At 34.6% G+C, this 21,073-nt stretch carries 22 protein-coding genes; 14 read left to right on the forward strand and 8 right to left on the reverse strand.

Annotated features, from left to right (window positions below; genetic code table 11):
* Positions 1–365: 365 nt before the first annotated feature.
* From ABXT67_RS14765 to folE, 3 genes are read right to left on the reverse strand one after another with little or no spacing between them, the layout of a single operon-like run.
* Positions 366–800 (reverse strand): hypothetical protein, encoded by a 435-nt coding sequence (locus ABXT67_RS14765; protein WP_415374800.1) that lies wholly within the window; start codon positions 798–800, stop codon positions 366–368.
* 2 nt (positions 801–802) lie between these two features.
* Positions 803–1,111 carry a hypothetical protein gene (locus tag ABXT67_RS14770; RefSeq protein WP_415374801.1) on the reverse strand — a complete coding sequence of 103 codons (309 nt, stop codon included), beginning with the start codon at positions 1,109–1,111 and terminating at the stop codon, positions 803–805.
* 57 nt (positions 1,112–1,168) lie between these two features.
* Positions 1,169–1,768, reverse strand: coding sequence for a GTP cyclohydrolase I FolE (gene folE, locus ABXT67_RS14775; RefSeq protein ID WP_415374802.1), 600 nt, complete (start codon positions 1,766–1,768; stop codon positions 1,169–1,171).
* Positions 1,769–1,970: 202 nt separating this feature from the next.
* Here folE and ABXT67_RS14780 point away from each other — a divergent pair, with 202 nt between their 5' ends.
* The 11 genes from ABXT67_RS14780 to ABXT67_RS14830 all read left to right on the forward strand — a co-directional run bounded on the left by ABXT67_RS14780 (position 1,971) and on the right by ABXT67_RS14830 (position 14,906).
* Positions 1,971–4,394, forward strand: coding sequence for a DUF5916 domain-containing protein (locus tag ABXT67_RS14780; protein ID WP_415374803.1), 2,424 nt, complete (start codon positions 1,971–1,973; stop codon positions 4,392–4,394).
* Between the two features lie 54 nt (positions 4,395–4,448).
* Entirely contained in the window at positions 4,449–5,105 is a 657-nt protein-coding gene (locus ABXT67_RS14785; RefSeq protein WP_415374804.1) for an ABC transporter ATP-binding protein, read from the forward strand.
* A gap of 6 nt (positions 5,106–5,111) precedes the next feature.
* The gene (locus tag ABXT67_RS14790) at positions 5,112–5,888 is read left to right on the forward strand and encodes a TIGR02757 family protein (RefSeq protein ID WP_415374805.1); all 777 of its coding nucleotides are present in this window, start codon (positions 5,112–5,114) and stop codon (positions 5,886–5,888) included.
* A gap of 135 nt (positions 5,889–6,023) precedes the next feature.
* The gene (locus ABXT67_RS14795; RefSeq protein WP_415374806.1) at positions 6,024–7,235 is read left to right on the forward strand and encodes an ATP-binding protein; all 1,212 of its coding nucleotides are present in this window, start codon (positions 6,024–6,026) and stop codon (positions 7,233–7,235) included.
* Positions 7,236–7,301: 66 nt separating this feature from the next.
* On the forward strand, positions 7,302–8,498 hold the full coding sequence (locus ABXT67_RS14800; protein ID WP_415374807.1) for an ATP-binding protein: 1,197 nt from the start codon (positions 7,302–7,304) through the stop codon (positions 8,496–8,498).
* A 46-nt stretch (positions 8,499–8,544) separates the two neighbouring features.
* A complete protein-coding gene (locus ABXT67_RS14805) occupies positions 8,545–10,470 on the forward strand; it encodes a BatA domain-containing protein (protein WP_415374808.1) in 1,926 nt (641 codons plus the stop codon).
* Positions 10,471–10,500: 30 nt separating this feature from the next.
* On the forward strand, positions 10,501–11,751 hold the full coding sequence (locus ABXT67_RS14810) for a dihydroorotase (RefSeq protein ID WP_415374809.1): 1,251 nt from the start codon (positions 10,501–10,503) through the stop codon (positions 11,749–11,751).
* Positions 11,752–11,753: 2 nt separating this feature from the next.
* A complete protein-coding gene (locus ABXT67_RS14815) occupies positions 11,754–12,071 on the forward strand; it encodes a hypothetical protein (protein WP_415374810.1) in 318 nt (105 codons plus the stop codon).
* Positions 12,072–12,110: 39 nt separating this feature from the next.
* Entirely contained in the window at positions 12,111–12,434 is a 324-nt protein-coding gene (locus tag ABXT67_RS14820; RefSeq protein WP_415374811.1) for a DUF4870 domain-containing protein, read from the forward strand.
* Between the two features lie 174 nt (positions 12,435–12,608).
* On the forward strand, positions 12,609–13,265 hold the full coding sequence (locus ABXT67_RS14825) for an alpha/beta hydrolase (RefSeq protein WP_415374812.1): 657 nt from the start codon (positions 12,609–12,611) through the stop codon (positions 13,263–13,265).
* Positions 13,266–14,051: 786 nt separating this feature from the next.
* Positions 14,052–14,906 (forward strand): CPBP family intramembrane glutamic endopeptidase, encoded by an 855-nt coding sequence (locus ABXT67_RS14830; protein ID WP_415374813.1) that lies wholly within the window; start codon positions 14,052–14,054, stop codon positions 14,904–14,906.
* 16 nt (positions 14,907–14,922) lie between these two features.
* On the opposite strand, the gene ABXT67_RS14835 is transcribed toward ABXT67_RS14830, so the two are convergent.
* Positions 14,923–15,420, reverse strand: a complete 498-nt coding sequence (locus ABXT67_RS14835) for a hydrolase (RefSeq protein WP_415374814.1) — start codon at positions 15,418–15,420, stop codon at positions 14,923–14,925.
* A 61-nt stretch (positions 15,421–15,481) separates the two neighbouring features.
* Complete coding sequence (locus ABXT67_RS14840; RefSeq protein WP_415374815.1) at positions 15,482–16,261, reverse strand: MBL fold metallo-hydrolase; 780 nt, start codon at positions 16,259–16,261, stop codon at positions 15,482–15,484.
* Positions 16,262–16,338: 77 nt separating this feature from the next.
* Between ABXT67_RS14840 and ABXT67_RS14845 the strand changes: the two genes are divergently transcribed.
* On the forward strand, positions 16,339–17,805 hold the full coding sequence (locus tag ABXT67_RS14845) for a TonB-dependent receptor (RefSeq protein ID WP_415374816.1): 1,467 nt from the start codon (positions 16,339–16,341) through the stop codon (positions 17,803–17,805).
* Between the two features lie 12 nt (positions 17,806–17,817).
* Here ABXT67_RS14845 and ABXT67_RS14850 read toward each other — a convergent pair whose 3' ends face one another.
* The 3 genes from ABXT67_RS14850 to bcp form a co-directional block, all read right to left on the reverse strand.
* Positions 17,818–18,042 carry a T9SS type A sorting domain-containing protein gene (locus ABXT67_RS14850; protein WP_415374817.1) on the reverse strand — a complete coding sequence of 75 codons (225 nt, stop codon included), beginning with the start codon at positions 18,040–18,042 and terminating at the stop codon, positions 17,818–17,820.
* Between the two features lie 169 nt (positions 18,043–18,211).
* Positions 18,212–18,433: a hypothetical protein gene (locus ABXT67_RS14855; RefSeq protein WP_415374818.1), complete on the reverse strand. Its 222-nt coding sequence runs from the start codon at positions 18,431–18,433 to the stop codon at positions 18,212–18,214.
* Positions 18,434–18,599: 166 nt separating this feature from the next.
* Positions 18,600–19,052, reverse strand: a complete 453-nt coding sequence (gene bcp, locus ABXT67_RS14860; protein ID WP_415374819.1) for a thioredoxin-dependent thiol peroxidase — start codon at positions 19,050–19,052, stop codon at positions 18,600–18,602.
* A 37-nt stretch (positions 19,053–19,089) separates the two neighbouring features.
* On the opposite strand from bcp, the gene ABXT67_RS14865 reads away from it, so the two are divergent.
* The gene (locus ABXT67_RS14865; RefSeq protein WP_415374820.1) at positions 19,090–19,749 is read left to right on the forward strand and encodes an endonuclease III domain-containing protein; all 660 of its coding nucleotides are present in this window, start codon (positions 19,090–19,092) and stop codon (positions 19,747–19,749) included.
* A gap of 97 nt (positions 19,750–19,846) precedes the next feature.
* Positions 19,847–21,046 (forward strand): alanine dehydrogenase, encoded by a 1,200-nt coding sequence (locus tag ABXT67_RS14870; protein ID WP_415374821.1) that lies wholly within the window; start codon positions 19,847–19,849, stop codon positions 21,044–21,046.
* The last annotated feature ends 27 nt before the right edge of the window (positions 21,047–21,073 follow it).

A 21,073-nucleotide genomic window follows, 5' to 3' on the forward strand; every position in this document is an offset into this window, starting at 1 on the left:
ATCGCCATTTTTGTTATTGATTCCTCTTGGTGTCCCATTTATAAACCTCTTTTAAGCACACCAACATAATTTGTGTAATGAAGCAGGACAACTTTGCTAAGCATCTATAGATTGTTCATCAAGTGATTTTAATCTTTAAATAGGTTGGAGTGCGATATATTATTAATAAGCCAAATTTTGAGACAACAATTAGTGCTACTAATAGCACTAATGAACAGTACGCTACTGGTTTAACAAAACTCAAAACTAATGAATTGTTTAATTTTTGGAACAAATGTTGTTTCGAATTTAAGCGAAGTATTTAGAAAAAAAAGTCCCTGTATTAAATAAAAATACAGGGACTTTTTCAGTAGAAAAGAGACCTTCTATTGATATCCGTTTCTAACTAATTTCATTGATTTTACCCAAGAAATACTAGAATCATAAAATTGTAAATAGTTAGGGAACTCCCCTTTGGATAAATTTCGACTAGATTTTGAAATATAACGCGCTTTAGTATCATTTAAATTCAGCGTATACTTTTCATCCATTTCAGAAGTATTTGTTTTAAATTCTAAAACATTGTTACTCCCAATACTCCAAGTTCCTTTAGCGTACTTGTTCTCCTTAGGCTGACTTTTAGAGAGTTGTCTCAAGAAACGAAACGTAAAAGTACCGTCCTTTTTAAGTTCCATTGAATATAGAATTGACACTCCGTCATCTGTATTTATTACTTGGTTATATAAATCTGCATACGTTTCTGCTTGTGCACTTATTAAAAATGGAACGACTAAAAAGATACTTAAAATTAAGTTTTTCATAATTATTGGTTTGATCTAATTTTTATGGTTCTCATTCTATTTTCTGGTTCCTTTTTCCCGACAAATGTATACAACCACATCAATGTAAATGTCGGTATAAAGTCGGTAATTGGCAAAATCTCCTCTATAAAAACAATAAATGATGCTATTTTACCATCACGGCCCGGATACATTTCGGTCATTTTCTTAGCGGCAAAAGGTGCCCATAGGATATCTAAAAAAGTACCAATTAACGGTATTGCCACGCTTAGCATACCAACAATATCATAGAATAGTCCTTGTTTTAATAATTTTGATTCAGTTAGCGTCATATGCGTTTTTACAATTTTAATTTATTAAAATAATGGCAATTAGTATACCAAAAAAAATCAACCTAAATCATTGCTAATGAGCTTTAAAAATTCGTTTCTAGTTTCAATCTTTTCAAACTGTCCTCGAAACCCAGAAGTGGTAGTAACACTATTCTGTTTTTGAACACCACGCATCATCATGCACATGTGACTCGCTTCAATAACAACAGCTACCCCTTTAGGTTCTAATGTTGTATTTATACATTCAAGAATATCGTGAGTGAGTCGCTCTTGCACTTGTAATCGTCGTGCAAATATATCCACCACCCGGGGTATTTTACTTAGCCCCACAATGTGCCCATTTGGAATATAAGCAATATGTGCTTTTCCAAAAAATGGCAATATATGATGCTCGCACAGGGAATATAATTCAATGTCTTTTATAATAACCATATCGTGATAATCCTCTGCGAACATTGCACTTTTTAGTACAGCTGCAGGGTCTTGATCGTAACCTTGTGTTAAAAACTGCATTGCTTTTGATGCTCTTTCAGGAGTTTTTATGATTCCCTCTCTGGTAATATCTTCACCAAGACCTAAAAGAATATCTGAATATTTTTGTTTTAAATTCTCAGTAGTTTCTTGATTGTATTCTTCAAAAAAACGGTAGTTGCTCATAGAATTAAATAATTTTTATTGCTAAAATAATATATGTTTAAATATAGTTTTACTCATTAAAAATTAAAGTAAACAATAATAAATAGTAAGATTGGGGTGTTTTAATTATTTAACTTTTTATTAATAAAAGTCGCGTACCTACTCCCTTAGTTTTGCGCTAAAGCCTTTGATTAAATAGCTTAAGAATCCCATTGTACAATAGATGAAATACATCTTCAGTTTTATTCTATTTTTTATTTTCATTCACTATACCAGTATAGCGCAAGTAACCAAACATTTAAACGCAGTACGTATAGATAAAGGCCCCAATATTGATGGGGTTTTAGATGATGATGTTTGGAAAAACATTAGTCCCAGTAGTGATTTTTTTATGTTTGAACCCTCTAATGAAGGCTTTGCACCAGAAACTCATAAAACCGAAGTAAAACTAGCCTACGACGATAGAGCTGTTTATGTTGCTGCTTATCTTTATGATCCAAATCCAGATTCAATTGCGAGTCAGTTTTCACAACGTGATGATACTAGCGCACAAGCAGATAGATTTACCGTTGCTTTAAATACCTATAATGATGGTATTAATGAAACGCGCTTCATAGTAACTAGCGCAGGAACAATTGCAGATTCAAGAGTGAGCCAAAACGAACAAGATTTTAGTTATAACGTGATATTTCAATGTAGGGTTTCAAAAGATAAAAAAGGATGGTATGCTGAATTTGAAATACCCTATAGAACACTTAGATTTCCGCAAGTAGAAATTCAAGATTGGAGCATTAATTTTTACAGGAGGTTAATTAACACCAATGAAACTCACACATTCAACAGAATAGATAGATCCAAAGGAAGAGAAACACTATATAACGCAATTGTAGATGGCGTCAAAAACATAGACCCACCTACTCGTCTTACTTTTTATCCATTTATACAAGGAGCTTTAACAAATTTTGAAGGCGAGACAGAAACAAACTTGAGTGCCGGTTTGGATTTAAAATATGGTATTTCTGATAGTTTTACGTTGGATTCGACCCTAGTACCAGATTTTGGACAAGCATCTTTTGACAATGTAGAACTTAATTTGGGGCCATTTGAACAAACATTTGGCGAGAACAGGCCGTTTTTTACTGAAGGGATCGATCTTTTTACAAAAGGACGTATTTTCTTCTCTCGACGCATTGGAAATGAACCTACAAGAGGTGTTGGCGATCTCGAAGAAGATGAAGTTATTCTAAAGGAACCAACAAGTGTTAAATTATTAAATGCAGTAAAAATATCTGGAAGAACCGAAAGTCAACTTGGTATCGGAATATTAAATACGATTACCGAAAGAAGCGAAGCAATAATTCAAGATTCAATAACAGGTCTTGTAAGAAAAGTTGAAACTGAACCCTTAGCAAATTATAATGTCTTTGTATTAGATCAACAATTTAATGGAAACTCGTCAATATCATTGATAAACACAAATGTTACTCGTGAAGGTAACTTTAGAGATGCAAACGCAACAGCCCTAGCATTTGACGTTTCAGACAAAGGAAATAACTTTAGAACCTCAGGTCGTGTCGTTGTTAGCAATGTTAATGAAAGTACTGGTTTTAAAACTGGATCTAGAACAGAGCTAGATATCGAAAAAATCAAAGGAAATTTTAGATATAGAGTCGGTCACGACTTTGCAAACAAAACATTCGATATTAATGACTTAGGAGTAAATTTTACAAACAATTTCAATAATTTTGTAGCTGGGGTTTCGTATGAGATTTTTGAACCTACTACCCTTTTTAATAGGTATAGAATTAGAGCTACCGTAAGGCATCGAAGATTGTATGATCCAAACATACAAACAAGAAATGACTTTTTTTTAAATACCTTTTTCTTTACCCCAAAAAGATTTGCTTTTGGACTAGATATAGATGCCCGAAGCAAAAATCAAGATTATTTTGAGCCTAGAATTGTTGGAAAATTTGTAACCTATGAAGCCAATGTGGGTGCCAACGGCTTTATATCGACAGACTTTAGAAAGAAATTTGCATTTGATCTTCGTGGAGGATACCGTCAATTTATTGACGATCCGCAACGTAACTTTTTCATAGAGTTCCAACCACGGTATCGCTTTTCTGATAAATTTTTAATCATTATAGGAGCTGAATTATCGGCACAAAATAATAACTTTGGTTACATTGATGATAATGGTACCGCTGTCTTTTTGGGCCAACGTGACATTACTAATTTAGAAAACACTATTTCAGCATCTTATAATTTTGATCCATTTAAGGCAATCGACTTAAGATTTAGGAACTTTTGGAGCACGGCAGACTATTCTGACAATGTTTTTACTGTTTTAAATGATGATGGTACTAGAGATCCCTTTGATTACGACATATCAGAAAAAAATCCCAATAGAAATTTTAATATTTGGAACCTAGATTTAAGTTTTAGATGGCGATTTGCTCCAGGAAGTGAAGCAACTCTTCTTTATAGGAATTCAATTTTTAATGAAGATGAAATTTCTACTGTGGGTTATGGTGAAAGCTTAGATACACTTTTTCAACAGTCCATTAAAAATACCGTTTCCTTAAGAGTTACCTATTTTATAGATTACAATAGTATCAAATATTTATTCGAGAAAGATTCTTAAAGGGTTTCTCTTTTGACTATTTAAACGTTATTTTTACTTTTTAAATGGTTTAAGATGATACACGCTAAAAATATTAATAAATACTACGAAGATCTCCACGTTCTTAAAGGAGTAGATTTGTTAATAGAGAAAGGTGAAATCGTCTCCATAGTAGGAGCATCTGGAGCTGGTAAAACAACCTTACTCCAAATTTTAGGAACACTGGACTCTTTTGAGGAAGGAGCATTAAACATTAACAATCAGGCTATTGAAACGCTAAATCGCAAACAACTTGCGCAATTTAGAAATGACTCTTTGGGTTTTATTTTTCAGTTTCATCAATTACTTCCAGAATTTACAGCTATTGAAAACGTTTGTATTCCAGGATTTATAAAAAAAACACCCAAAGACCAAGTTGAAAAAAGAGCTAAAGAACTACTTGCCTTTTTAGGACTTAGCCATCGTGAAAACCACAAACCAAATGAGTTAAGTGGAGGCGAACAACAACGTGTGGCTGTTGCAAGAGCACTCATAAATAAACCTGCTATTATACTGGCAGACGAACCCAGCGGAAACCTAGATACTGAAAGTGCGGAGAACCTTCACAATCTATTCTTTAAACTTCGTGACGAGTTGGGGCAAACATTTGTCATTGTTACACACAATGAAGATTTAGCAGCTATGGCAGATAGAAAGCTTACGATGCAGGACGGTATAATTATCAAAGATTAAAAACTATTGAATACACCCCTTACTTTTAAAGAACTCAAGGACTTTTTAGAAGAAAAGGTGCTTTTATATAACAATCCTACATTTATTGAAGCAGATCCAATTAGACTCCCGCACCAATTTACTAAAAAAGAAGACATTGAAATTATTGGTTTTTTAGTTGCCACCATTTCTTGGGGCAACCGTAAAAGTATCCTTAAAAGTGGTGACAAATTAGTGTCTATTATGGGGAATTCTCCTTCTGACTTTATAAATAGCTACACTAATGACCATCAAAAATTCCTTTCAGGTTTTGTGCACAGAACTTTTAATGAATTTGATTTGCACTATTTTATACTGTCCCTTCAAAACATTTACAAAAACCATAAGGGATTAGAGACCGTTTTTGCTGAAAATTCGACGAGCACTTCCACACAATTCGCCATCCACGAATTCAAAAAAAAATTCTTTGCACTTCCACACGAGCAAAGAACTCAAAAGCACGTGAGTGACCCCAATAAAAACAGTGCGGCCAAACGCATTAATATGTACTTACGCTGGATGGTTCGAGAAGACAGTAAAGGTGTAGATTTTGGGCTATGGAAAAGCATACAACCATCAGCACTCTCCTGCCCGCTTGATGTTCATAGCGGCAACATAGCTAGGAAATTAGGGGTATTAGAAAGGAAGCAAAACGATGGAAAAGCATTAAATCTCTTAGACGATGCTTTGAGAAAATTTGACGCCAATGATCCTGTAAAATACGATTTTGCGCTTTTCGGATTAGGAGCCATAGAACATTTTTAACATTTTGCACCACTTAGAATCTAAGTTGTGTTAAAAAATTTAACACTTAAAGATTGTTCTATACTTTATTACTGTATATTTACGTACATACCTTCTTTTAAAAAGACTTTCTAGTATTGATTAATTATATTCATTATGTTACCCCCTGTTATTCCTAAAAATGATGCTGAAAGAGTCCAAGCTTTAAGAAGTTTCGGATTATCTAAGGAGCAGCGTGAGGATGATTTTGACCAGATAACTCAATTGGCATCTCAATTTACAAATATGCCTATTTCATTAGTTTCTTTAGTTGATGACGAAAAGGTTTGGTTTAAAAGTTCGCACGGTATAGACCTCTGCTCAAGCGATCGTGGAGTTTCCTTTTGTAGTCATACCATAAATAATGAAGAAAACACATTGGTATTAGAGAATATAAAAAATGACGAACGGTTTAAAGACAACACATTTTCAAACGCAGAAACAAACCCTTTTGTATTTTATGCTGGCGTATGTTTAGTTGATAATCAAGGGTACAAATTAGGAACACTATGCGTTATTGACAATAAACCCAATACAATTTCCACTTCTCAATTAAACTCTTTGAAAATATTAGCAAAACAGGTCGTTAAACTAATGGAGCTGAGGAAAGCAAATAAAGTATTGAGAGAAGTCCAAGGAGACTTAAAAAAGAAAAACAAAGAATTAAGAAGTTTTGCCGGTGTCGTTTCCCACGATATGAAAATGCCACTTGCAAATATTATTATTACGACAGATATTTTAAAAGCAAAGTATTCCGACGAATTGGATGAGAAAGCAATAGAATACCTAACCTATCTTAAACAATCTTCTTTTACATTAAGTGACTATATAACTGGGTTGCTAAATCATTATGAAAGTGATCAATTAGACAGCGGACAACAAGAATCTTTCGATATACACTTGTTACTTGAAAACATTGTTGATTTATTGAATATAAATGTTGATTGCGAGATTAATCTTCCTGAAGAGAATATTGACCTTACCTGTAACAAAGCAGCTTTAGAACAAATTTTACTGAATCTAATTGGTAACAGTTTAAAATACAACGACAAAGAAAAAATCGTTATTGATATTGAATGTAAAGTCAAAAAAGGCATCTATTATTTTACTGTTTCAGATAATGGTATTGGTATCCCTAAAGACAAGATTGGTGAAATATTTACACTGTTTGCTACTGTTGGAAATACAGACCGTTATGGAAATAAAGGAAATGGAATTGGTCTTTCTACCGTAAAAAAATTAATCAATAACTTTGGAGGTGAGATACAAATCAGTTCAGAAATAGGGAAAGGAACCGTCACCACGTTTACGATTCAATCTCTCGATTGATGGCAATACAGGTAATTTAAAACTAAATCATCGTATCTTTAGACTAGTTTGTTACGCATATAGAATATGATTATACCTCAAAAACCTAAAAACGAAGCACAACGTCTACGTGCCGTTAGATCTTATAAACTGTTAGACACCTTACCAGAAGATGATTATGACGCTATAACACAGTTAGTAGCAGATTTTTTATCAGCACCCATTTCATTAGTAACATTGCTTGATGCTGATATAAATTTTTTAAAGTCTCATCATGGTACCCAATTAAAAGAAACTCCACGAGACCTCTCATTCTGCGCGCATGCTATCCTTAGCAAGGATGCTATCTTCGAAGTATCTGATGCTAGATTAGATCCAAAGTTTAAAAAGAATCCTTTGGTAGGAAAAAATGATGTTATTTTCTATGCAGGAGTTCCCTTAATAAACTCCGAAGGATATCCACTAGGAACGCTTTGTGTTATTGATAATAAGCCAAGAACATTATCAGAGCACGAAAAAAATACTTTGATAACCTTGGCAAAACAAGTCGTTAAGTTATTTGAATTACACAAACACAACAATGAACTTTCTTTGGCTAAAAAAACACTTCTTCAAAGAAATAAGCAATTAAAAGAATTTGCTGGTGTAGTTTCTCAAGATCTAAAATCTCCTTTGGCCAATATCACTTCACTATCAAGACTAATTAAAGAAGAATATAAACAAATATTTGATGCCCAAGGAATGGAATATCTTGATTATATTGAAGAATCATCAGATAGATTAAGCGAGTATATTGACGGTATGCTTAAATACTATAAAAGTGACGATTTATTAAAAGAATCAAACAAACAAGTAAGCTTGCATAGAATATGTTATAAAATAGAAGATATTTTATTTATTGATAATTCTGAATTTAAATATCCAAAAGAAGATGTGCAAATGCATCTAAACAAGGCTGCATTAGAGCAAATATTACTAAACCTAATTGGGAACTCACTCAAATATAACACGAGTAAAATCCCTTTTATTGCTTTAAATTTTTCTCAAGATGAAAAACATTATATTTTCAGTATTGTTGATAATGGAATTGGTATTGATGCAGACAAACAAGAGCTTATGTTCGATCTTTTTAAAACAGGGAACGATACAGATCGCAACGGTAAAAAAGGCTCAGGTATTGGGCTGGCAACCGTAAAAAATCTTGTAATAAAACTTGGAGGCACTATTTCTGTAGATTCAGAAGTAGGAAAAGGTGCTACTTTTACCTTTAGCGTTGCAAAGTGAGGTATATTGATTTCGGTTTTTTTATATTTGTATAATAATTCTTAGCATGCAGTTTAAACACCCCGAAATTCTCTACGCGCTTTTTTTACTGCTCATTCCTATTTTTATTCATTTATTTCAGCTTCGGCGCTTTCAAAAAGTTGCGTTTACAAATGTCGCATTTCTAAAAAAGGTAAGCATACAAACGCGCAAAAGCTCGCAGCTAAAAAAATGGCTTACACTACTAACTCGGTTATTAGCATTAGCAGCTATTATAATAGCATTTGCACAACCTTTTAAAGCTTCTAAAACGGCGTTAAATGCCAATAAAGAAACGGTACTCTATATTGACAACTCTTATAGTATGGAGGCGAAAGGAGCTAATGGCGCCTTATTACAACGCGCCATACAGGATGTATATGTTCAACTCAAAGACGATCAAAAAATTAGCTTTTTCACCAATACAACTACCAAGAAAAACATAGCAGTACCCAATTTAAAAAATAATTTACTAGAAACTGGCTACACACAAAAACAGTTTACACCTTCACAAATACTATTAAAAGCAGCACAGTTATTTAGTAAAGACAAGAGCGCTAATAAGCGATTAATTGTTATTTCAGACTTTCAGCAAAAGGAAGTTTTTCCTGAAATACCAGAACACTTTAAAGTAGATGTGGTACAATTAAAAGCAGCAAACATTACTAACGTTGCAATAGACTCTGTTTATGTTAAGACTACTTCTGGAAACAAAACGCAATTAGAAGTTTTAGTTTCGGCAAACAACGATGTTTCAAGCACCATCCCGGTTTCACTATATAATGGGGCTGTGTTAATGGCAAAAACTGCAGTGAATTTTTCTGAAAGTAAATCTCAAAAAATCAACTTCGATTTTGAAAACACCGATGGCTTTAAAGGAAGTCTCATTTTAAATGACACCGGTCTTTCGTATGACAACAAATTTTATTTCAGTGTAAATAAACCAGAGAAGATAAAAGTACTCAGCATTAATAAGGCAAATAGTAGTTTCTTACAACGTCTTTTTAATGATATTGAATTTCAGTATACCGCCCAGGACAGTCGCAATTTAGATTACAGTATTATTCCGAAACAAAATTGTATCATCCTCAACGAACTTACCGGTATTCCTGCCTCCCTCACCGCAGCACTCAATGAGTTTTCTAAAAATGGAGGCACGCTTTTGATAATACCCAACAATGAAGCAAATCTAACGGGTTATAATGTGTTGCTAAACGGCTTACGATTAGGGACCCTAAACAGTTTAGAATCAAAAGAAAAGAAAATTGCGAAAATTATTTTTGACCACCCCATTTATAAAGAAGTTTTTGAAAAACGTGTTGTAAATTTCCAGTTCCCAAAAGTAAATTCCTTCTTTATAACCAATACTTTGGCAACTTCTATTTTAAAATTTGAAGACGAAAAACCATTCATAATAGCCAGCGGCAATGCGTTTTTAGCCACCGCTGCTTTTAATGATTCAAATTCTAATTTTACCAGCTCACCACTTATTGTGCCTACACTTTACAACATTGCACGACAGAGTCTACAATTGCCACAATTGTATTATACTATTGGAAATACCAATACCTATGCGGTGCCCGTTAGTTTAATTCAAGATGAAATTTTAAGTCTAAAAGACAGCATAACAAGCATTATCCCATTGCAACAAACCAAGACAAATAAGGTGTTGATTACAACAGATGACGAACCAGCTGTGGCAAATAATTATACCATTACGAAGGGAGAAACTGGTATTAAAGGGATAAGTTATAATTATTCCAGAGCGGAAGGAGCCTTGGTTTATTTAGACACTAAAAATTGGAACGGTGTTAAAACGCACCGCGACATTCCGCAATTATTTGAAAGTATTGAAGAAGAAAATAATATTACTGAATTCTGGAAATGGTTCGCTATTGCCGCTTTTCTCTTCTTACTTATTGAAATGCTATTATTGAAATTTTATAAGAAATAATCATAAGTGCTATATTAATACTATTCAATTATGCAAATACTTCTAAAAAAAGCCACGATTGTCGAAACCAATAGTAAACATCATCTAAAGAAAAGAGATGTGCTCATCGAGAAAGGTATTATTAAAAAAATAGCTGCTTCGATACCGTCAGAAGGTTCCGTAAAGGAAATAACCTTGCCCAATCTTCATATTTCTTGTGGTTGGTTTGATAGTAGTGTTTCTTTTGGAGAACCTGGTTTTGAAGAAAGGGAAACCATTACTAATGGGCTAAAAACAGCGGCATTAAGTGGATTTACTAATGTTTTAATAAATACAAATACCAAGCCTGTACCAGACAATAAAGGCGCGATACGATTTCTTAACTCTTTTAATGGAACTAGCGGAGTCACCCTCCACCCTATTGGTTCATTAACGCACCAAGCAAATGGAGAAGATTTAGCTGAGTTGTTCGATATGTCATCAGAAGGCGCTATTTCATTTTATGATTACAAACAACCCATTGCCAATCCCAATTTATTAAAAATTGCCTTGCAATATACCAGCTCTTTTAAAGGTATTGTACAATCATTTCCGCACGAAAAGTCAATTGCTCCCCACGGAATAGTAAATGAAAACGTAAACAGCACACTGCTGGGTTTAAAAGGTATTCCCGCATTAGCAGAATCTTTGCAAGTAGCACGAGATTTATATATTTTAGAATACACAGGAGGAAAATTACACATCCCCACAATATCTACTGCTGAAAGTGTTGCACTTATTAAAGAAGCCAAAAAGAAAGGATTAAACATAACCTGTAGCGTTGCCGTAACAAATTTAGCTTTGACCGATGATGCATTAGAAAGTTATGACACTAATTTTAAACTTCTTCCACCACTACGGACCAAAACCGATGTAAAAGCCCTGCTCAAAGGACTTAACGAAGGAACAATTGATGCAGTAACAAGCGACCACAACCCAATTGATATAGAACATAAAAAAATTGAATTCGACCACGCAACCTATGGAAGCATAGGACTGGAAAGTTGTTTTGGCGCACTCAACAGTGCCACGCACCTTGAAACCGCCATTTCGGCATTGACACGCTATGCTATATTTGGCTTAGAATCACCATCTATTGCAGAAGGTGCGGCAGCTAACATAACACTTTTTGACCCAGATATAGACTGGAAATTCACGGAAGATAGTATCGTTTCAACTTCAAAGAATTCAGCATTACTTGGGGAGCGATTAAAAGGAAAAGCCTACGGAATCATAAACGGAAAGAAATTAACCCTAAACTAAACATGCAAACACCCCCAGGAAAAAACAAAGCAGTAATTGCCTACATTACTTTTGTAGGAATGTTTATCGCTTATTTTATGAATCGAGACGAACCGCACGAATTTGCCAGAGCGCATATTAAAAATATGTTTGGCTTGGTGCTTTTACAAATTATACACTTAGCATTACTTGAATATATAAATGATATCATTGGATTTGGATTATGGATATTGTTGGTTCTAATATGGTCTTATTCAATCATAGCTTGCGTATTAAACAAATGGCCTGCCATACCTTTTTTAAGCAAGAAATTTCAACAATGGTTTACATTTTTAAATTAGTTACCTATCTTTAAAATTAATAATATTTAAAAAAAACCAATGGAAACAAAAGGGAACCCAGGAAAAACAACGGCAATCATTGCATATCTAGCCTTGATTGGTTGGATTATTGCATTCATACTTAATAACAAGGATAAGAACGCACTTGCTTCCTATCATATAAGACAATCCTTGGGAATAATCCTTATGTATGTTGCTGTTTCAATATTAATTAGATTAACGGGTATAGAAATATTGTGGTTATTATATTTAGGCGTTTTAATTTTAGTGATCATAGGAATTATGAATGCTTCTAATGAGGAGGAAAAACCATTACCAATTTTTGGAGAATATTTTCAAGATTGGTTCAAAGGGATTGGATAATAAAACAGATGGGCGAGCCCACGATCTTTTAAAACTTCAAAAAAGGTAAAACCGAAATTTGAAAAAACACAAGATTTAGCTTTTACCGAAAAAAATATTTTAAAAGAGCAGAAAATACAACTTAAATTTACAAAAGATGCTGCGTTATTACGCGGCATCTTTTATTTTTGTGCTATGTCAAAACAAACGTTACAATTAGCGCATAACTATCAAGCCCCTGACGGTGAAAAAGCAAATGCACCCATTATATTTTTACTGCACGGCTACGGAAGCAACGAAGATGATTTATTCTCCTTCGCGCCAGAGTTGCCAAAAACGCATCACATTGTTGCTTTAAAAGCACCACTCCCCTTGCAACCTAGCGGAAACGCCTGGTACAATATTTATTTTGAAGCAGGCGACAACAAATTTAATGACGTACCACAAGCCATAGCTTCCCGAGAATTAGTAGTAGGCGTCATTGATGAAGCGGTAGAAAAATACAAGGCAAATTCAAAAGACGTAACCTTACTAGGCTTTAGTCAAGGAACCATTTTAAGCTTCGCAATCGCCTTAAGCTATCCCGAGAAAATAAAAAACGTTATTGGTCTAAGTGGCTATATTAGTGAAGACATGCTGAAAGAAGGCTATGAAAAAAACAGCTTTGACTACTTAAAATGCTATAGCTCTCACGGTAGCGCAGACCAAGTAATACCAGTACAATGGGCTCAAAAAACAAAACCATTTCTTAAAGCATTGGGCATTGATTGCAAATACTCAGAATTCCCAGTTGGTCATGGCGTTGCTCCTCAAAACTTCCTTGAGCTTATGGAATGGTTGGAGAAAGTTTGAAACAATCTAAAATATAGTTTATAGATACTGTTTATTTATTATGGTTCACTTTAATTTTAGCCAACCGGTTACTATGATAATAAACACAAACTATATTTTAATTATAGTATTTTTAAAGTGCTATGCTATTACCCAAGCACAAATAACGATACCTTTTGTATTGATATAAGACAAGTCTATTCTTTTTAAAATACCTATTGAAAAAAGTAACGACATTGTAACCGTTATATATGATGCAAGCTAATATAAAACATCATGAAAAAGGTAATTGTTTTACTCTCAATTTGCTTCTTATCTTTATGCTCTTGTAATAACGAAGACGAAAACAATACCTCTATCGATTTAGTGGGTATTTGAGAATTAAAGGAATTATCTATTGACCCAGGAGACGGCAGCGGTACTTTTGAAACTACTAAAAGCAGTTTAACCATCGAATTTAAAAATGATGGGACATTAATCTCTACTGGAGAAATGTGTAATGTATTTGGTGAAGTTACTGAAGGAAGTAACGGTGTTTACTCCACAGAAAATTTGATGATTATGACAACACTTTGTCAGGTTCGATTTGAAATGAGCGGAAATGATTTAATTTGAGTTGCACTTATGAGTTGAACTTACATTATCTCAAATTACAATTGTTTTTTATTATTCTCGTCAAAGAAGCATTGCATTAAAATTCGAAAAGATGTTTGCCGCCTGCTCTAAATTCATTTGACTAACAACATAGAACCGTGTAACAAAAGATGGTTGCATTCGTTATACTTGTATAACCAATCCAAAACGCAAATGTCTAAAGCTACCCCTGAAACAAAGGAAGCATGTAAAACAATATTTCTTTTTTTAGGAGTTCTTACTGCTTTAAGCTCCATTGGATATTATGCAATTTTAAAATTAAACCCGAGTAGTATTTATGTTGGCGCTTTAATGATATCTCCTACGGTGGCTGCATTTATTATTCTAAAAATCAAAGGGAGACCTATTTCAAGTTTACCTTGGAGTTTAAAAGAACTCAAATACTTAAAACGCTCCTACACCACCCCTATATTGTATGTTTCAATAGCGTATGCCTTAATTTGGATATTTGGTTTTGGAGATCTCGTAAATACAGAAAGAATCGCACAATGGAGTGAGGATTTAGGCATTGCAGCATCTAATCAAACAATCGTGATAGTAGTAATGGTTTTTCTATTAGTAACAGTGGGTGTTATTAAAAACTTAGGGTCTACATTAGGTGAAGAAATAGGCTGGCGTGGCTTCTTAATATTCGAATTAAGAAAAGTAATGTCTTTTAAAGCGCTTGCTATTGTAAGCGGAGTAATCTGGGCTATTTGGCATTTCCCTATTATCAATCTAATCTACGGAAGAGGCGAGAACCTTCTGCTGCATATGAGTGCATTTACTATAATGATAGTAGGGATGTCGGTAATTTTAGCCTACTACACGTTTAAATCAAACAGTCTTTGGCCAGCTGCTGTCTTCCATTCTATTCATAACATTTACATTCAAAAAATCTGCACTCCTTTAACCATTTCAAATGATGCTACTGCCTTTTGGATTGATGAATATGGGTTTATGATCCCTATTATAACAACGATTTTTGCAGTTTACTTTTGGAGAAAAGCTGAAAAAGAAAAGCTATAAAATATAAAAACAGTCCTCAACTCCCACTATACAAAAGTGAACTCAACGGTATTAATTCCAGCTTATTATTCTCATCAAAAAAGTATTCAATAATCATTTCACCCCAGTTTTTACCATCAGAGAAATCTGCTTGAATCCAGCGATGGTTTAGAAATTTGATTTTATTTATTTTAAAATCGCCGTTCACTCCTTTTAAGGGAATAATTGGGTTTCCACCTGGGGTTCCGTTTTGATCATAAATTTTATCACTAATAAGTTGCTGCACTTCTTCCGCTTCCATTCCTAAACGCTCAATATAGCGCATGGCATTGTCATTCGTTTGCAATGAAAAATAGCTTGCCTCCTCGGTTTGTTTTGCCAGAGCAGATAGGGAGTCCTTTGCCTTTGTTAGTTTTTGGGAAAGTTTTACAATCCTACTATCTTGTTTGCCAAAAATCGCTTTCTCATTTGCATACTGGAAGATAATATATAGTACTGCAAAAAAGAACAGGTACATAAAAATGCTTTTTTTCATATTCATTTCCCACAAAAGAGGGAATCTTTTTTAAACTGTTTCAATAAAAGGAAACAGTATGTTAAACTTCTAATACCAATCCATCATACGCCAAATGCACGTTCTCTGGAAGATTTTTTTCTACTACTGCGTGAAAGCCTAATAAATGGCTTATATGTGTTAAATAAGCTTTCTTAGGGTTCACTTTCTCAATGAATTCGAGTGCTTCGGTTAAATTAAAATGTGAAGGATGGGCATCTTCTCGGAGGCAATTCACTACTAAAACATCGGTATTTTTAATTTTCAATATTTCGGTTTCGGCCATTGTTTTAATATCAGTTAAATAGGTAAACCCATCTATTCTAAACCCTAACACTGGCAATTTATAATGAAAACCTTCAACAGGAATAACATTTTTTCCTTCAACTAAAAAAGGGCTGTCTTTTGAAATTTCATTGGTTTCAATCGACGGAGCACCAGGATATTTATTTTCAGTTTCAAAAATATACCCAAAACGTTTCCTCAATTCTCCAAAAACTTTTGGGGTTGCATAAAAAGGAAATGGACCCCCTCTCATAAAACAAAACGGACGAATATCATCCAATCCTGCTGTATGATCGCTATGCTCGTGTGTTATTAAAATAGCATCAAGCGCAGTCGCATTTACCCGCAATAATTGTTGCCTAAAATCTGGACCACAATCTATTACAATAGACTTATTCAACCATTGAATCAAAACTGAAACTCGCAATCTTTTATCTCTAGAATCAGTGCTTAAACAAACCGGGTGAGTGCTACCAATTATGGGGACTCCTTGTGAAGTTCCTGATCCTAAGAATGTGATTTTTAAGTCTGAATTCATTACTACAAAAATAGGCGTAATTTTTTTTATTGCCTGCTCTATTGACTATCTTTGTTAGTAAGAAATTTATATTAATTATGCCAGATCATATTTCCGGAGACAAAGAGTTTGAAGCGATTCCTTCCATTAGCAATAAAGCGCTCCGCATTAACCTTAACGAGAACATTTACGGCACGTTTGCCGAAATTGGTGCAGGGCAAGAGACTGTGCGTAATTTTTTTAGGGCTGGCGGTGCTTCTGGAACGATAGCAAAAACAATTTCAGCTTACGATAAAGATTTTAGTGATGCTATTTATGGCGTCGAGGAAGACGGTCGCTATGTAACGGAAGCTCGTTTAAAAAAGATGCTCAATCATGAGATGCAATTGCTCGAAAAGCGTATTCTCAGAGAAAAGCACCCTAATAAAATGTATTTTACTTACGCAAATACAGTGGCAACTATAGATTTTGCTAAAAAATATAAAGGTCACGGTTGGATAGGAATTAGATACCAAACACATCCTGAAGAGGCATATAGTGAGATTATTTTGCACATCAGGTTTCATGAAAACGAAGCTTTATTGCAACAACATACCCTAGGAACTCTTGGTGTAAATCTTATTTATGGTGCTTATTACAAACACGATACACCCAAAAAATTACTACGTTATTTATACGACCATATTGACAAGGACAAAATTGAAATAGACACCATCAATTTCTCAGGTCCTAAGTTTGAAACCATGGACAACCGTTTAATGAGTCTCCAGCTTGTTAAAAACGGAATGACCGATGCAATTATGTTTGGTCCTGACGGAAATAACATTTTACCTGCTCGTATTTTATATAAAAAAAATGTTCTAGCCCTTCGCGGAAGCTTTCGCCCAGTAACAAAGGTAAACATTGATATGTACGAAAGATCTTATGAGATGTTTGTTACAGAATCAAAAGTGGATCCTGAAAGAACCGTGTCAATTTTTGAAATCACACTATCCAACCTTCGAGCGGAAGGCGAAATAGATGAAGAGGATTTTATGGATCGTGCAAAACTATTATGTTCTTTGGGTCATACCGTGATGATTAGTAACTTCCAAGAGTATTATAAATTGGTAGAATATTTTTCTCGTTATACTAAAAACCGTTTAGGTTTGGCAATGGGAGTTAATAACCTTGTAGATATTTTTGATGAAAAGTACTATCGCCATTTGAGTGGTGGAATTCTAGAAGCCTTTGGAAAACTATTCTTTAAAGACCTCAAAGTGTACCTCTACCCTATGCGTAATCCTGAAACTGGAGAATATACTTCCAGTGAAAACCTTAAGGTGCACCCAAGAATGAAAGAGCTTTATAAGTTCTTTAAATACAATGGAAAAGTCATCGATATTGAAAAGTATAATCCAGATGTTATGAATATATTTTCAAGAGAAGTACTTTCTATGATTGAAAATAATCATGATGGGTGGGAAGATATGTTGCCTCTAGGCGTAGCCGAAATTATAAAAGAAAAAAAATTGTTTAGCTATGCTACAGATAACGAAACGGCAGATGTAGATATTGAAGGTTAAACAACTACGATATTATTTGACAATAATTTTCTTGTGAAATTTTCCCTCATCAGTCCTCACTGAGAAAATAAATACCAGTTCGGAATTGATTTTTAAATTCGATTTAAATGAGCCAGAATAGACAGTTTTCCCTGTGAAATCATAGATGACTATTTGGGAATCAGTTACGCTCTCTGGAAAAACTATCCTAAAATTATTATCTATTACTGGGTTTGGATAAACAACAACGTTTCCCAAACTTTTCAGAGTAATCCCCTAAGAACATTCTAAAGCAGCAGGATTGACGTCAATTGGAAATGCTTCCTCAAAGTTCGAAACGGTTTGTGGTATTTGCGCTATTATATATAAAAATTCATTTTCTGGTGAAATCAGGACATATGCTGGATACCCAACGATACCAAAGTTTTCATCCACTAAAACACACCCCCCTCAATACCAACTGCGGGGGAATGATTAAATGTCCCCCATATTCCTCTTGAAAGGTAATTACTTCTGCATTTGTATCTGTGCCATTGTTTAATGAAATCATTTTAATTGCTCCTTCATTACATCCATATTTGTCATAAAACTCATTCCAAGTTGCCTGTGTTAATTGGCAAGGCGGAAACGTGTCAAAGAAAAAGTCCAAGAAAACATAAGATCCAGGACTGGTCGTATCACGTAAATTAAAAACAACCCCGTTAGTGTCCGTAACAGTAAAGTCATCAACAATATCTCCAATTTCATAGTTGCCAACTTGAGCAAAACTAGCCCAGCAGGAAAAGACAAACCCTATTAACTTTAATAATTTAATTTTATTTATCTAATATTTGAGCTGCGTGGTCCTTTGTTTTTACTTTATCTATAACGCGTTCCACTACTCCATCGTCTACGATAAAAGTTTTACGGTGAATACCATCATATTCTTTACCCATAAATTTTTTGGGTCCCCAAACGCCAAACGCTTCAATAACTTGCTTTTCTTCATCTGCTAATAACGGAAACGGGAACTCATATTTATTTTGAAAGTTCTTTTGTCTTTTCTCACTATCAGCACTCACTCCCAATAACGAATATCCTTGTTCTTGTAAAAGCTCGTAATTGTCACGTAAATTACAAGCTTCAGCAGTACACCCAGGGGTACTTGCTTTTGGATAAAAGAATACCACTAATTTCTTACCGCTATAATCGCTTAAACTTATTTTGTTACCATCTTGATCATTTACTTCAAAATTTGGCACTTTTTCTCCCTCTATTAATGTTTTCATTGGTGTATTTTTGTTTTATTCTATAAAAATAAGCAATATGAATAAGCAGGAAAAGATAGATTTTGTTATTAATACGTTAAAAGAATTATATCCTGAGATTCCAATCCCCTTAGACCACAAAGATTCATACACTTTGCTTATCGCAGTACTAATGTCTGCACAGAGTACAGATGTTAGAGTGAACAAAATAACGCCGCTTCTATTTCAAATTGCGGACAATCCGTATGATATGATAAAACTATCTGTGGAAGAGATCCGAGAAATCATAAAACCAGTTGGTTTATCCCCAATGAAGGCAAAAGGCATACATGGACTCTCACACATCCTTATTGATAAACACGACGGAAAAGTACCCAATGACCTGGAAGCATTGGAGGAACTCCCAGCAGTAGGCCATAAAACAGCTAGCGTGGTGATTTCCCAAGCGTTTGGAGTGCCAGCATTCCCAGTAGACACGCATATTCATAGATTACTATACCGTTGGGGGTTTACCAACGGAAAAAACGTGGTACAAACCGAAAAAGACGCAAAGAGACTGTTCCCTGAACATATTTGGAATGACCTCCATTTACAGATTATTTGGTATGGCAGACAATACTCCCCTGCGCGAGGTTGGGATTTAGAAAAAGACATCATCACAAAAACCGTCGGTAGAAAAACAGTTATTAATGAGTATTATAAGAAGAAGAAAAAATAGCTTCCTATAATTTCGTCACCGAAGAAATTATATACTTGATTTTACACTTTCGATTTCAAAATTAAAATAGTATTTTAGTAGACATATCCAATCATAAATGAGTAAACCAACCTCCCCATTTACAGCAGCCCAGTTACTACCGCAAGAAGAAATGCTGGAAATAGCCAAACAAAAAGGTGAGCTTTTTATTGGTATTCCAAAAGAAACTTATTTTCAAGAAAAACGAATCTGTTTAACACCAGATGCAGTGGCAGCAGTAGTAGCCAATGGGCATAGAGTCTTAGTAGAAAAAGGAGCTGGCGAAGAAGCTGGATTTAGCGACCGTCAATACAGTGAAGCTGGTGCTGAGATAACGAGCGAAACGGCAAAAGTATTTGGCTGCCCAATGATTTTAAAGGTGGAGCCGCCAACATTGGAAGAACTGGAAATGATAAAGCCAAAAGCGGTTTTAATTTCTGCACTTCAATTAAAGACGCGGCAAACAAGCTATTTTAAAGAATTACAACGAAAAAAACTTACCGCAGTCGCATTTGAATTTATTAAAGACGAAGACCAAGCCTATCCTGCGGTAAAAGCACTTAGCGAAATTGCCGGAACCGCAAGTGTGCTTATTGCAGCAGAATTAATGGTAAATGCTAAAAAAGGCAAAGGACTGCTTTTTGGAAATATCAGTGGCGTACCTCCTGTAGAAGTCGTGGTTATTGGAGCTGGAACTGTAGGACAGTTTGCAGTTCGATCTGCAATAGGACTAGGAGCCAATGTTAAAGTTTTTGATAGTTCTATCACTCGTTTGCGAAAATTACAGTCAGATGTGGGACGAACACTTTACACCTCTACCATACAGCCTAAGAACTTAATGAAGTCTTTGAGACGCTGCGACGTTGCCATTGGCGCCGTTCGTGGTAGTAATCGTTCTCCCATAATCGTTACGGAAGCAATGGTTGAAAACATGAAAGATGGTGCTGTAATCATAGATGTGAGTGTGGATATGGGCGGTTGTTTTGAAACTACTCAAACGACAACCCACGATAATCCTACCCATATAAAACATGGCGTTATCCATTATGGAGTTCCTAATATACCCGCGCGATATCCACGAACTGCTTCTATTTCAATAAGTAATATTTTTACTCCTTATTTACTTCAAATAGCAGAATGTGGTGGCGTGGAACAAGCTATTAGATTTGATAAAGGCCTTAGAAATGGGCTCTATTTCTATCGCGGCATACTAACAAGCAAAGCGATAAGTGATTGGTTTGATATGCCACACAGCGATCTAAATTTGTTGATTTTTTAAATTGAAATACTAACTTTACTTGTTTAC

The organism is Patiriisocius sp. Uisw_017 (assembly GCF_047731265.1).
Taxonomy (GTDB): domain Bacteria; phylum Bacteroidota; class Bacteroidia; order Flavobacteriales; family Flavobacteriaceae; genus Patiriisocius.

What these genes read in the sequence shown, in the direction of transcription:
- ABXT67_RS14805 (WP_415374808.1), top strand. Translation starts at nt 8,545, where the DNA reads ATGCAGTTTAAACACCCCGAAATTCTCTACGCGCTTTTTTTACTGCTC.
- ABXT67_RS14870 (WP_415374821.1), top strand. Translation starts at nt 19,847, where the DNA reads ATGAGTAAACCAACCTCCCCATTTACAGCAGCCCAGTTACTACCGCAA.
- ABXT67_RS14765 (WP_415374800.1), bottom strand. Translation starts at nt 800, where the DNA reads ATGAAAAACTTAATTTTAAGTATCTTTTTAGTCGTTCCATTTTTAATA.
- ABXT67_RS14835 (WP_415374814.1), bottom strand. Translation starts at nt 15,420, where the DNA reads ATGAAAAAAAGCATTTTTATGTACCTGTTCTTTTTTGCAGTACTATAT.
- ABXT67_RS14815 (WP_415374810.1), top strand. Translation starts at nt 11,754, where the DNA reads ATGCAAACACCCCCAGGAAAAAACAAAGCAGTAATTGCCTACATTACT.
- ABXT67_RS14795 (WP_415374806.1), top strand. Translation starts at nt 6,024, where the DNA reads ATGTTACCCCCTGTTATTCCTAAAAATGATGCTGAAAGAGTCCAAGCT.
- ABXT67_RS14830 (WP_415374813.1), top strand. Translation starts at nt 14,052, where the DNA reads ATGTCTAAAGCTACCCCTGAAACAAAGGAAGCATGTAAAACAATATTT.
- ABXT67_RS14785 (WP_415374804.1), top strand. Translation starts at nt 4,449, where the DNA reads ATGATACACGCTAAAAATATTAATAAATACTACGAAGATCTCCACGTT.
- ABXT67_RS14810 (WP_415374809.1), top strand. Translation starts at nt 10,501, where the DNA reads ATGCAAATACTTCTAAAAAAAGCCACGATTGTCGAAACCAATAGTAAA.
- ABXT67_RS14800 (WP_415374807.1), top strand. Translation starts at nt 7,302, where the DNA reads ATGATTATACCTCAAAAACCTAAAAACGAAGCACAACGTCTACGTGCC.
- ABXT67_RS14820 (WP_415374811.1), top strand. Translation starts at nt 12,111, where the DNA reads ATGGAAACAAAAGGGAACCCAGGAAAAACAACGGCAATCATTGCATAT.
- ABXT67_RS14780 (WP_415374803.1), top strand. Translation starts at nt 1,971, where the DNA reads ATGAAATACATCTTCAGTTTTATTCTATTTTTTATTTTCATTCACTAT.
- bcp (WP_415374819.1), bottom strand. Translation starts at nt 19,052, where the DNA reads ATGAAAACATTAATAGAGGGAGAAAAAGTGCCAAATTTTGAAGTAAAT.
- ABXT67_RS14840 (WP_415374815.1), bottom strand. Translation starts at nt 16,261, where the DNA reads ATGAATTCAGACTTAAAAATCACATTCTTAGGATCAGGAACTTCACAA.
- ABXT67_RS14845 (WP_415374816.1), top strand. Translation starts at nt 16,339, where the DNA reads ATGCCAGATCATATTTCCGGAGACAAAGAGTTTGAAGCGATTCCTTCC.
- ABXT67_RS14770 (WP_415374801.1), bottom strand. Translation starts at nt 1,111, where the DNA reads ATGACGCTAACTGAATCAAAATTATTAAAACAAGGACTATTCTATGAT.
- ABXT67_RS14865 (WP_415374820.1), top strand. Translation starts at nt 19,090, where the DNA reads ATGAATAAGCAGGAAAAGATAGATTTTGTTATTAATACGTTAAAAGAA.
- folE (WP_415374802.1), bottom strand. Translation starts at nt 1,768, where the DNA reads ATGAGCAACTACCGTTTTTTTGAAGAATACAATCAAGAAACTACTGAG.
- ABXT67_RS14825 (WP_415374812.1), top strand. Translation starts at nt 12,609, where the DNA reads ATGTCAAAACAAACGTTACAATTAGCGCATAACTATCAAGCCCCTGAC.